Source organism: uncultured Microbulbifer sp., from assembly GCF_947489355.1.
Taxonomy (GTDB): Bacteria; Pseudomonadota; Gammaproteobacteria; order Pseudomonadales; family Cellvibrionaceae; genus Microbulbifer.
In genome coordinates, this window is sequence record NZ_CANLDD010000076.1 from 1 (window position 1) to 12,094 (window position 12,094).

General features: G+C 52.4%; 9 protein-coding genes and 1 pseudogene. 4 read left to right on the forward strand and 6 right to left on the reverse strand.

Annotation, left to right across the window (positions count from 1 at the left end; translation table 11 throughout):
* From Q1A48_RS19195 to Q1A48_RS19210, 4 genes are all read right to left on the reverse strand, one after another.
* Positions 1-1,065 (reverse strand): carboxylesterase family protein (locus Q1A48_RS19195; protein WP_299948156.1); only part of this gene is annotated, 1,065 nt, incomplete at its 3' end.
* A gap of 28 nt (positions 1,066-1,093) precedes the next feature.
* Positions 1,094-2,857, reverse strand: a complete 1,764-nt coding sequence (locus Q1A48_RS19200) for a hypothetical protein (protein ID WP_299948158.1) — start codon at positions 2,855-2,857, stop codon at positions 1,094-1,096.
* Between the two features lie 651 nt (positions 2,858-3,508).
* On the reverse strand, positions 3,509-5,545 hold the full coding sequence (locus Q1A48_RS19205) for an NADPH-dependent 2,4-dienoyl-CoA reductase (protein WP_299948160.1): 2,037 nt from the start codon (positions 5,543-5,545) through the stop codon (positions 3,509-3,511).
* 337 nt (positions 5,546-5,882) lie between these two features.
* Positions 5,883-6,776 carry a LysR family transcriptional regulator gene (locus Q1A48_RS19210; RefSeq protein WP_299948162.1) on the reverse strand — a complete coding sequence of 298 codons (894 nt, stop codon included), beginning with the start codon at positions 6,774-6,776 and terminating at the stop codon, positions 5,883-5,885.
* Positions 6,777-6,887: 111 nt separating this feature from the next.
* Between Q1A48_RS19210 and Q1A48_RS19215 the strand changes: the two genes are divergently transcribed.
* The 4 genes from Q1A48_RS19215 (at position 6,888) to Q1A48_RS19230 (ending at position 10,745) form a co-directional block, all read left to right on the forward strand.
* Positions 6,888-7,562, forward strand: coding sequence for a histidine phosphatase family protein (locus tag Q1A48_RS19215; protein ID WP_299948164.1), 675 nt, complete (start codon positions 6,888-6,890; stop codon positions 7,560-7,562).
* A gap of 17 nt (positions 7,563-7,579) precedes the next feature.
* Complete coding sequence (locus Q1A48_RS19220; protein ID WP_299948166.1) at positions 7,580-8,812, forward strand: acyl-CoA dehydrogenase family protein; 1,233 nt, start codon at positions 7,580-7,582, stop codon at positions 8,810-8,812.
* On the forward strand, positions 8,805-9,860 hold the full coding sequence (locus tag Q1A48_RS19225; RefSeq protein WP_299948168.1) for a phosphotransferase: 1,056 nt from the start codon (positions 8,805-8,807) through the stop codon (positions 9,858-9,860). Before Q1A48_RS19220 ends, Q1A48_RS19225 begins: the two co-directional genes overlap by 8 nt.
* 108 nt (positions 9,861-9,968) lie before the next feature.
* On the forward strand, positions 9,969-10,745 hold the full coding sequence (locus Q1A48_RS19230; protein ID WP_299948169.1) for an SDR family oxidoreductase: 777 nt from the start codon (positions 9,969-9,971) through the stop codon (positions 10,743-10,745).
* A 196-nt stretch (positions 10,746-10,941) separates the two neighbouring features.
* Here the strand turns inward: Q1A48_RS19230 and Q1A48_RS19235 are convergent, their stop codons facing one another.
* Positions 10,942-11,340, reverse strand: coding sequence for a DUF6632 domain-containing protein (locus tag Q1A48_RS19235; protein WP_299948171.1), 399 nt, complete (start codon positions 11,338-11,340; stop codon positions 10,942-10,944).
* A gap of 507 nt (positions 11,341-11,847) precedes the next feature.
* Positions 11,848-12,094 (reverse strand): annotated as a pseudogene (locus Q1A48_RS19240) (hypothetical protein); the annotation flags it as partial.

Genomic DNA, 12,094 nt, shown 5'->3' on the forward strand with positions numbered 1-12,094 from the left:
CACCAGAAGATTTAATGGATAATTACTTGGCGGCACAAGCCGCATAAATGGTATGCGCTTCAAGGTTGAATCCGCGTCTAAATTATTCCCAAGAAGTAGGGACTTTATAGTCGGGGTTTTCCCCGTTTTCCCCGTTGTAGAAGTATCTTCTAAAAGCTTATAATCAATAACGGGTTTAAATGGAAGTTGTCCCCAGCTTTGCGTCATACGGCAATCTGTCAGAATTTTAGTTTGAATTTGAAGCAGCATCCTGGATGTGCATTTCCGGGGTGGCTTTCCGTTACCAATGCAATCCAGGTGTTTGGCAAATGTCTCTGCCAGGTGATTGGCGCGGGAAGTGGGGTGAGCGGCTTTGGGATGCCCACTTTGTACTATGGCGCGGCGAAACAGTGCGTGACATTCGGGTATGTTCAGCAGTAGTGCGATACTCATGGCGCCAGCGGATTCGCCAAATAAGGTAATATTTTGTGGATCGCCCCCGAATGCGGAAATATTTCTGTTCACCCATTTGAGTGCCGCTATCTGGTCCAAAAGCCCTTCATTACCGCTGGATGGGATATCACAGATGTCCTTTAATCGCAAAAAGCCGAATGCCCCCAGCCGATAATTGAATGTTACAATGGTCGCCCTGCCACTGGCTGCCAAGTAGCGCCCATTGTAGATTTCCTGACAACCCGACCCCATATAAAAAGATCCGCCATGAATCCAAAACATAACCGGCAGCTCACTGTCTTTCGAAACTGGTGGCGAGAAGATATTGAGATAAAGACATTCCTCCTGCTCCGGCGGTGCACCGTTTCGCCCCCGTACTTCCATCAGTACCGAAGGATTCTGGGCTGCAGGCATGCCAAATGCCCTGGCATGCAATGGGGTTTTCCAAGGGGATAGGGGCTGAGGGGAAAGCCAGCGTAAGCCCCCTACCGGTTGTTGCGCATAGGGGATGCCCAGAAATTGATAGATTCCCGTTTCCCAATCAATGGTGCCGATAATCGGACCGCCAGGCGACTCCACTGTCGAGGTAAGATTTTTATTGGTTTTTTTTTCAAAGCACGGGTCCCTGGCCATGTTTCACCGCTTTGTTGACGTCCCCGCCCTAGGCGAGTAGGGATTTTGAGTTTGCTTTTGGCGCTTTTTCCGCCAGGGGTAGTGCACGCTGGCTGTTACAGGGTTGTAATGACGTCTTAGAATGGCCCTCTGCGTGGGCATGAAGGAATTGTTGGTAGGCGGCGAGGGCGCACAAATAGTGCCCAACATCGTCGATAAGAATCCTGAAGGCGTGGTGCCGGACAAAGAAGCTGCCGAGAATCTTTGTCGGGCTTTTGAAAAACATGGCGAACTCGGGCCAGAAATACCCATTGAGCAGATGGGTGGTGTGCATGTGCAATGCCCGATGAAAATGGGTCAGGTCCACCTGATCCAGCAAATATTGAAACTGTCCCTCTTGCCGCAGCCGCGCAATCATCGTATCTGCCGCCGTCATTAATTGTAACAGGGTGGGCGAGGGGATGATGCGCTGTTCCATAACACCGAGGTGTCCTGCAAAATTTCTGATGCCAAACTGGTAGTACTGCTCTTCGGAACGATAGACAGTCAGTTCGTTTACGCAGCAGCCCAGCCAGTGATTGTGGGCCCGCCAATCACCTGCGCTAATAAAGTAATTAAACGCTTTTTCCGCTACTGCCAACCAACGTGAGTGCTTACTCCAGCCATACAGACGCAAAAGCGCCAACACTGCCTGACCGTCGTAGTCGATAACCCGATGGGGGTCTTTGAGTGTCAGTCCGGGATATTCCACACCATGAAAAAACCGGCCGCTATCGGGGGCCTGCATAAATTCAATGCCTCTGGCGAGCTGCGTCATCAACTCGGCGTATTGGCGTGTCTGCCGGGCCTGGGAATAATTGACCAGCGCGAGAAGGCATAGCGCATTGCCGCCCAGCCTGATCTCACCATCGGTCTCCAGCATAAATGCACCGGTTTTGCCCGACTTCAATACAGCCACCCTGAGTATTTTCTCTGTCATATAGTTGAGGGAACGCTGAATGGCTGATAACGGGGAAGCACGCTTGGTCATCTTCCAGGTTTCAGTCATCGTATAGACACTACCGGCGTGGTCCAGGGCAGTACAGGACGTCATTGCCTGGTCAAAGCAGGCGTACCATCCTTTTTGGAAAGAACCATCGGGTTTAATCTGGCTGGTTAAATAACGACTGCCATCCTCAATGAGTTGGACGACATGTTCACAATTCAGAATTTTGACTGTGCGCCTTCCGGCATCAGGTCCCGACTCCTGAAGGTAAACCGGTTCTTTGTGGTATTCACAGAACAGTCCTTTTGTAGAAAGCAGGACAACGGTCCTTTCATCGGAAAAATCCAGATCTACCTCGGGACCAAAGCGTTCTTTTGTGTAAGCCCGGAATTCTGTCTCATTGATAATGGCATGGTCGATCCGATCGCCCTTGTCGAGCATGGCATTGGCATTGATCTCCTGCTCCAGAAAGGCAATTTTGCAATCGATATCCAGGGCAATCCCGTAGCGGAAGTGACATCTTTTTGTTTCCTCAAGCAGCTTATGAAGGCCGCACAGGGTTGTAATGCTCTTCTGGGTGACCCAATCAACCCGCAACCAGCAGGGCTCCATTTCGTCCTGCCCTGCCACGATTTGAATGGCGTCTGCAAGCTTCTTCCAGGCCTGGGAAAAGCTTTGGGCGTTAATATGTCTTACTTGTGCACGCTGTCTGGCATCGCTGATAGAAAAGAAAAGTGTGTAGGGTGGCCTTAGCCCGCAGAGTGCCCGCTCTACCTCGGTGCGGGCCTGTGTGAGCAGGCTGGATAGGGGGGTATCGCTGTTGTTCACTCTGACTCTCAGAATTGGCAGTAATGATTCCTATGATTACGGCCGAACGGTTTTCTTGCAGGAGTATAGACCTGTGTACCGTTATTGTTTGCTCCGGATGGTGGATTACGCTTGGATGAACTTTCGGTGAAAATTTTATTATTGATACAGCAATACAATAGGTGGCGAGGCGAATAAACCACCCTAAACGGGATCGTGATATGGCCTGTGCAATACCCTGTCAGCGTTAGAAAAGAATTAGGTTTGCCCGGTGGTGATTGTTGCCGGCCGCCAGGTGTTTGTAGGCAGTGGCAGTTTTTGTGCTGCGCAATGTTCTCGATCCTTCGACAGGCTAATCATTATCCGTCCGTTGGGGAGAAGAAAGCGCAGGGATTTTGTTGAGGCGTAGAAATGGTTGGAGCCTAATTCAACAGCTTGAGGGGGAGAATCATTGAAAAGGGAGCCCCCTGATGGAAGGGGGGATTCCCGTGCGGGAAAATGCCAGAAAGCCCTTCACTAATTTAAATGCCAGGAGATCCTTTTTCAACCTGGGTTTGCGGCGCATGTCCGCAAACCCTCCACGACAAATCAAGCACTTACACGCTTAATTTGCGGCCCGAACATCCCGGTTCGGCTTGGCAGTCTGCTGAAAAATGTTTTTTCAACAGACTGTTAGATCTCAGCAGCGAGACGCGCGCCCTGGTCGATCGCGCGTTTGGCATCCAGTTCTGCGGCTTCGTCGGCACCACCAATCAGGTGGGCTTTGATACCACGCTCTAGCAGTGTCTTGTGTAACTCGCGAGCGGGTTCCTGGCCAGCACAGATGATGATGTTGTCTACCTCTATTAGCTGCCGCTCGTCACCAGTGCGGATATGTAATCCCTGATTGTCGATTTCCTCATAAGTGGCACCTGCAATCATCTGCACCTGGCGATGCTGCAGACTCTTGCGATGAATCCAGCCGGTGGTCTTGCCGAGACCGGCGCCTACCTTAGAGGTCTTGCGCTGCAGCAGGAAAACCTGGCGCGGGGACTTTACCGCTTTGTGGGGTTTCAGCCCGGAACGGTTTTCCAGTTCGATATCCACCCCCCATTCGTCGAAAAAGGCTGCTTTGTTACTGGCAACCAGTTGTTCTTCTTCGGAGTAATCACCACCATGCGTTAGGTATTCCGCCACGTCGAAACCGATACCACCGGCGCCGATTATGGCAACCTTTTCGCCCACAGGGACCTTATCCCTGAATACGTCCAGGTAGCCGAGTACTTTTTTGTTTTCGATACCTGGAATTGCCGGCATACGCGGTGCAATACCACTGGCAAGGATCACTTCATCAAAAGACTGCAGATCCTCGACGGTGGCGACAGACTCCAATTTCACCTCGACACCGGTGACTTCGAGGCGACGTTTGAAGTAGCGCAGGGTCTCCTGAAATTCGGCCTTTCCGGGAATCTGTTTGGCAATATTGAACTGGCCGCCGATTCTGTCACTGCCTTCAAACAGGGTGACCCTGTGCCCCCGCTCCGCTGCTACGGTAGCGGATGAGAGACCAGCGGGACCAGCGCCGATCACCGCCACTTTTTTCGGTGTTTCAGTGGGCAGATAAATTAGTTCTGTTTCGTGGCAGGCGCGCGGGTTCACCAGACAGGAAGTGAGTTTTAGTTGGAAGGTGTGGTCCAGGCAGGCCTGGTTACAGCCGATGCAGGTATTGATTTCATCCGCGCGGCCTGCAGCGGCCTTGGCAACGAAATCTGCATCCGCGAGAAAGGGGCGCGCCATGGAAATCATGTCTGCCTGTCCGGAAGCGAGCACCGCTTCGGCGACCGCCGGCATGTTGATACGATTGCTGGCCACCACCGGAACGGTGAGGTGTTTTTTTACCTTTGCGGTGATGTCGGTGAATGCGGCGCGGGGTACATTGGTGGCGATAGTGGGCACGCGGGATTCGTGCCAGCCGATACCGGTATTGATAATAGTGGCGCCAGCCTTTTCGATGGCCTGGCCGAGTGTAATGACCTCTTTAAAATCACTGCCATCCTCAACCAGATCGAGCATGGACAGGCGGTAGATAATAATAAATTCACTACCCAGGGCCTCGCGCACACGGCGCACAATCTTGATCGGCAGACGGATACGGTTATCGAAGCTGCCACCCCATTCGTCGCTGCGCTTGTTGGTGCGTTTGGCGATGAACTGGTTAATAAAGTAACCCTCGGAACCCATGATCTCGACACCGTCGTAACCGGCTTCACGGGCCAGTGTGGCACAGTGCACATAGTCATCGATCTGGTGTTCAATTTCCTCCCCGGTCAGCTCGCGGGGGGTGAACGGGTTGATCGGCGCCTGAATCGCAGAAGGTGCAATCAGGTTTTCATTGTAGGCATAGCGGCCGGTGTGCAGAATCTGCATACAGATTTTGCCCCCCTCGGCGTGGACAGCTTCAGTGACTTCCCGGTGCTGTTGCGCCTCTTGCGGAGTGTTCATTTTGGCGGCCCCTTTGAACACCCCGCTCTCTTCGTTGGGAGCAATGCCGCCGGTTACAATCAGGCCGACCCCGCCCCGAGCGCGCTCTGCGTAGAAAGCCGCCAGTCGGGCAAAGCCCCCGGTGTGTTCTTCCAGATTGGTGTGCATGGAGCCCATCAGTACCCGGTTGCGGAGGGTGGTGAAACCCAGGTCCAGAGGGGCCAGCATGTTGGGGAAGGCTTGGGGCATGGGGAAACTCTCTTTTGGTCGCCTATTGCTAAATATGCAAATAGTTGCATATAAGTGGATATCAGCATACCAAGAGGCGCTGACGCGAAACAGTGACCTATCCGGTCTAAATCGGTGATCATTTACCGGTGCAGCCCTGTTTTTTCATTTCCCCGCGGCGATTCATTCGGCCATCAAACAGGTTTTTCACGGCCTATTAGGCGGCCGTTGTTAAAAGCCGGCTGCTGGCGAACCTGTGCTGGATGGGCTCTTTTCCAAAAGGCTGCACAGTCCTGGCAGCGCCAGCTTCCTATGCGGGGCTATTGGGCTGGTTTTTTACCGGGCTTTTGCCGGCGTTCTACTCTGCCAATACCTCCAGGAGTTGCTGGCGCAACCAGCGGTTGGCGGGATCATCGTGCAGGCTTTTGTGCCAGAGCAGGTGCCAGTCCATCTGGGGTATCTCAAAAGGCAGTTCAAAGAGTCGTGCAGAGTACTGGCTGGCCAGGCTGGCCGGCACCGTCAGGGCCAGGTCGGTGCGCAATACCACCAGTGGCGCCACCCGATAATGCTGTACGCGCAATTTGATAGTGCGCCGCCGACCCAGTTTGTTCAAGGCAATATCCGCCAGGCCGGGCCCGGTGCGGCGGCTGGATACATGGATATGCTCAAGCTGCAGATACTGCTCCAAAGTCAGGCCGGCCTCGTTTGTCAAAGGGTGTTCATTGCGCAACATGCATAGGTAGCGGTTTTGCATCAGGCGCTGCTGTTTCAGTTGGCTCGCTGTGGCCAGGGGGATATCCAGAGCGAAATCCAGGGTATTGGCGGCCAACTCCTTGGCCAGCTGGTCGCGTGGGACATAGAAAGACTCTACCGTCACACCGGGCGCCTGTTGCTCCAGCTTCTCCAGCAGGCGCGGTAACAGTACCGTTTCCACCATGTCGTTCATGGACAGTCGCAGGGTTTTGCGGGCCTGGGCCGGATTGAAGTGGCGGTGCTCGTTGAGGCTGTCAGCGAGCAGCGACAAAGCTTGCTGAACCCGCGGCATAATGCTCTCTGTGAAGGGAGTCGGGGTCATACCGGATGGGCCGCGAATAAACAGGGGGTTATCCAGAGAGCGGCGCAGGCGAGCGAGGGCATTGCTGACCGCCGGCTGGGTAATATGCAACTGTTCGGCGGCCCGGGTGAGGTTGCGAGTACTGTAAATAGCCTCCAGTACCACAAACAGATTGGTATCCATTTTTTGCAGTTGCATAAACCCATTCCAATCATAAGCAATGTGAATAATTGTATATTCTCATAATAAACTTTGATGATCCAACTAGGACCGTTAGGGTAGGGGCATTTGTTTATAGAGGCATACCCATTGACTGAGTGTATTGTGGTGCGTCACGGGCAGGCGTCCTTTGGCAGTGAGGACTACGACATACTCTCAGAGAGAGGTTGGCAGCAGTCCCGTTGGCTGGGGGACTATTGGCGGGAAACCGGTATCCGGTTTGACCGGATTCTCTGTGGCAGCTTGCGCCGCCATCGACAGACTACCGAAGGCATTTGCGAGGGTCTGCAAGTGGCGGGGCGGGGCGGTTATGAAATTGTTTCGCAGCTGGATGAATTCGATTTTCTTGATGTGGTGCGCCTCTACAGAGCACATAATCCTGGTTGCGCGCCCGGCCCCAATGCCAGCCGTGCTGATTTCTATCGTTTCCTGAAGCAGGGGATGCTGGCCTGGGCGGCAGGGGAGATCATGCCGGCGGAGAGCTGGTGCAGTTTCGAACGTCGTATTCGTGAAGTGTTGGGTTTGATTTGTGACAGTGCCAAAGGCAGCAGGACTCTGGTGGTCAGTTCCGGTGGAGCTATTGCCATGATGATCCGACAGATCCTGGGCAGCCCCCCCGAGTCGGTGGCCAATCTCAATATGCAAATTCAAAACACCGCGACCAGTCGATTCTTTTTTAGTGCGCAGGGTATCAGTCTGCACAGTTTTAATCATGTGCCGCATCTGGATAGAGGCGAGCGCCGTGGATTGATTACATACAGCTGAATCACAGGTGGGAAACCATGCAGTTTGAATATTCGGAAAAAGTACAGGATCTGCTGGAGCGGCTTAAATACTTTATGCGGGAATATGTCTACCCCGCGGAAGCTACTTATATGCGGCAATTGCAGCAGGATCGCTGGGGCGAACCACCTGTTATGGTGGAGCTGAAAAGCAAAGCCCGCGAAGCACAATTGTGGAATTTGTTTTTACCGGACCCGCGTTACGGTGCTGGCCTGAGCAACCTGGAGTATGCCCCCCTGGCGGAAGAGATGGGCAAGGTCCTCTTTGCTTCGGAAGTGTTCAACTGCAGTGCACCGGATACCGGTAATATGGAAGTGTTGGCACAATACGGTTCCGAATCCCAGTGCAAAACCTGGTTGGAGCCACTGCTCGACGGTAGCATACGCTCGGCCTTTGCTATGACCGAGCCGCGCGTGGCCTCCTCCGATGCCACGAATATCGAAACATCCATCATGCTTGATGGGGACGAATATGTAATCAACGGCCACAAATTTTATATCAGCGGCTTGATGAATACGCGCTGCAAGGTGATGATTGTGATGGGCAAGACAGACCCGCACAATGCAGACCGCCACCAGCAACAGTCACAAATTCTGGTGCCCACCGATACGCCGGGGGTTAAAATACTTCGCCCCATGCAGGTGTTTGGTTATGACGATGCACCGGAGGGGCACGCAGAAGTGATTTTCGACAATGTGCGTGTGCCCGTTTCAAATCTGATTCTCGGCCATGGGCGGGGTTTCGAAATTGCCCAGGGCCGTTTAGGCCCGGGGCGGATTCACCACTGTATGCGCCTGATTGGCCAGGCGCAGCGGGCCCTGGAAATGATGGCACTCCGGTCGGAGCAGCGCGTTGCATTTGGTCGCCCCTTGAGTAAGCAGGGCTCGGTGCGTGAAGACATCGCCAAGTCTGCCTGTGAAATTGAGCAGGCCCGCCTGTTGACGCTGAAAGCGGCAGCACAAATGGATCGCCTGGGCAATAAAACGGCAAAGGACCTGATTGCCATGATCAAAATCGTTGCACCACAAATGGCCTGCAACGTCATAGACCGCGCAATTCAGATTCATGGTGCAGTGGGCCTGAGTCAGGACAACAGCCTTGCGCACTACTACGCCTATGCACGCGCTATTCGCTTGGCAGACGGACCGGATCAGGTGCATATGATGCAGTTGGGACGCAATCTCGCTGCCCGCTATGCTGCAGAGTGTTCCCATGGGAGTGAGCATGCCTGAAACCGTAAAGGAGTTGCGCAGTTCCGTACAAGACCTACCGGTGGAAAAACTGCAGGACTACCTGAATGCAAATATTGACGGTTATGCCGGCCCGCTGGAGGTGAGCAAATTCCCCGGTGGACAGTCCAACCCCACCTTTAAGTTGAAAACCCCCTCGGCCACCTATGTGTTGCGCCGTCAACCGCCGGGTAAACTGCTGAAGTCTGCGCATGCAGTGGATCGTGAATATCGCGTGATGTCCGCACTGGCCAATACTGATGTGCCGGTGCCCAGGGTTTTACACCTGTGTGAGGATCGGGCACTGATGGGTTCCATGTTTTACGTAATGGAGTATTGCGAGGGCAGGATATTCTGGGAAGCAGCCCTACCGACGGTGGAAAACGCACAGCGCACAGCTATTTACGATGAGATGAATCGGGTACTGGCCACTTTGCACAGCCTTGACCCCGCGGCTTTGGGGCTTGCCGGCTATGCACGTCCCGGCAACTATTTTCAGCGGCAGTTGAAGCGCTGGACCAGTCAATATCGCGCGTCTGAGACGCACAATATAATCGCTATGGAGCGGCTGATCGATTGGTTGGGCCACGCGCTCCCCCCGGATGATGGCCGGGTGGCGCTGGTACACGGCGACTACCGTTTGGACAATATGATCTTTCATCCCGAGGCGCCCAGGGCGATTGCCCTGCTGGATTGGGAACTGTCCACGCTCGGACATCCCTTTGCCGATCTCGCCTATCAGTGTATGCAAATGCGCATGCCAGCTGGCGGAGATAAGATGTCCGGTCTGCTGGGCCTGGATATCGAAGCCCTGGGTATCCCCTCTGAGGGAGTCTATGTGGCAAAGTACTGCGCGCGCATGGGCATCAATCGGATTGATAACTGGCCCTTTTACCTGGCCTTCAGTTTTTTCCGTTTAGCGGCAATTGTACAGGGGGTGGCTAAACGTGCCCTGGATGGCAATGCCTCCAACAGGGATGCGGCAAAGCTTGGCGGGTTGGTGGAACCACTGGCGCGGGCTGCCATGGATATTGCCAATCAAGCAGGGTGATTCAGAATCAATGGATTTTTCGGGAAGCAAATTTTTTTGGATAGATTATCTGAAACAGAATGTGTGATAGAAACTGCAATGGGTGCAGAGGAACGATAAGGATAAACAATGGCAACGAACCTTTTTGATCTCACAGGCAAAATCGCTCTGGTAACCGGCGCCAGCCGCGGGATCGGTGCAGCCATCGCCAAGCTTCTGGCAGAGCAGGGTGCACATGTACTGGTTTCCAGCCGCAAAATCGAAGGCTGCCGGGCGGTGGCTAATCGCGTTGTTGAAGCCGGCGGTCGCGCAGACCCTGTTCCCTGCCATATTGGCAATATGGAGGAGATAGAGCGGTTGTTTGCCGATATTCGTGAGCGCTTCGGTCGCCTGGATATTCTGGTAAATAATGCCGCAACCAACCCTTATTTTGGTCATATTCTGGATACAGACCTGAGTGCTGTTGAAAAAACAATCGATGTAAATATTCGCGGATACTTTTTTATGTCGGTGGAGGCGGGCAGACTGATGCGGCAACAGGGCGGTGGTGCCATTGTCAATACTGCCTCCATCAATGCGTTGCAACCGGGTGCGGGGCAGGGCATTTATTCCATTACCAAAGCTGCGGTGGTCAATATGACCAAGGCCTTTGCCAAGGAGTGTACACAGTTTAATATCCGTGTGAATGCCCTGCTGCCGGGCCTGACAAAAACCAAATTTGCCGGTGCGCTTTTTTCCCACGAGGAGGTTTATAAAGCGGCGATTGGTCACATTCCCATGCACCGCCACGCAGAACCGGAAGAAATGGCAGGCACTGTCCTCTACCTGGTATCCGAAGCTTCCAGCTATACTACCGGTGAGTGTGTAGTAGTGGATGGTGGTTTGACTTCCTGTGGAGGGATTTAAGTTAATATTCGTTAGCACTTACCATGAGCGTTAGGCAGATCAACTTATTGACTTATAAGATTTTTTTATCCTTCTTTGTAAGCCTTTTGGAAATTCAAGGTACGGTAGTGCCGTACAGGCGGCTCTGCGGGGGGATGCTTGCTAAAGCTCTCGGTCAAGAATAGTTTGATTCTTACCCCTGCGGGGACCAAAATCTTCAACGCGTCAAGTGGCGAGCATTTTTGTGCCTGGGCAACAGATACCAGAGAATCCCTGCAATCAAATACTGTGCAGGGATATTTCCGACTAAGTTTGCATGCTCAGCTCGATCAGCTAACACCATCAACAACATAATGGTTGCATATATCATATTCAGCCAGATAGTGAACCAAATCAGGCTGATGTTGGCAGAGAGATTTTTAGCGGCAAGAATCAAGAATACACCCAGAGTTGCAAAAATCCCCACAATAATCTGTTCGTATTCGGGCTGTGGGGGCATCCACCCCCATCCTGAAGGCCATATCCAGACCATCAACGGGTACATGGCAAAGATATATAGCAAGCCTATAGCAACCAGGGCGATGGCAAGATACCTGGCGCGAGTCATTTCATTCATGCCTTTTCCTGGTATGCAGACCACTTCTATTTGCTGTCATGGTCAAAAATATAGACGACTTATGAACTTTCCCTATACTGCTTTTGTATACTACGGGTCGGAAGGAAAGAATACCCTTCTCCTAGGACACGCTGTGAATACATCCTTGTACGCTCGTAATCGGCATCCATGCCTCATACGATCCTGGGAGAGGGGTATTCTTCCCTCCTGCTTTACTAGTAAGAGGTGTAAGTGAGTCAATTTAGAGCCCATATATATTCCAAACACGCCCAGTATAGATTTTTCATTTTGGATGATCCAATGCTCGATAACGGCTATTTTTAGCAAACAGAGTTGTCTAGTAATGTTGTGACAAAAACCACTTCTTGGGTAACTTTATGGGCGTTGAAATTAATCTATTTTACTCGATTACTTGGCCAAGGAAATACCTTGGCATGACAATACTCAATCAGGTGTTTTCGGTATCAATCCACCTGTTGCACTAGCGAGTTGAATCCGGATAAGAATTTAATTGGGTGTAATAAATTTAAATGGTGCAGATGGCTTAAAAGCAGATACCACATCCCCACTCAGATTCTCTGGTATATCTAATTCCAGGGTCATGACTTTAGCGCCAGAATCTAGATTGATCTTATCCAGATCCACCCACATTACTGAAGGATTAATCACTGATTCGAAACCTAGATTCAACTTGTAAGTGCATATCTCAATGGAGCTAGAAAAAGCGGCCAGTTGCCCGTAGACTTCTCGCTTT

Excerpts from the sequence above, each read along its gene's own strand:
- Q1A48_RS19205 (WP_299948160.1), bottom strand. The coding sequence starts at position 5,545 with ATGCCCCAAGCCTTCCCCAACATGCTGGCCCCTCTGGACCTGGGTTTC.
- Q1A48_RS19210 (WP_299948162.1), bottom strand. The coding sequence starts at position 6,776 with ATGCAACTGCAAAAAATGGATACCAATCTGTTTGTGGTACTGGAGGCT.
- Q1A48_RS19220 (WP_299948166.1), top strand. The coding sequence starts at position 7,580 with ATGCAGTTTGAATATTCGGAAAAAGTACAGGATCTGCTGGAGCGGCTT.
- Q1A48_RS19225 (WP_299948168.1), top strand. The coding sequence starts at position 8,805 with ATGCCTGAAACCGTAAAGGAGTTGCGCAGTTCCGTACAAGACCTACCG.
- Q1A48_RS19230 (WP_299948169.1), top strand. The coding sequence starts at position 9,969 with ATGGCAACGAACCTTTTTGATCTCACAGGCAAAATCGCTCTGGTAACC.
- Q1A48_RS19235 (WP_299948171.1), bottom strand. The coding sequence starts at position 11,340 with ATGAATGAAATGACTCGCGCCAGGTATCTTGCCATCGCCCTGGTTGCT.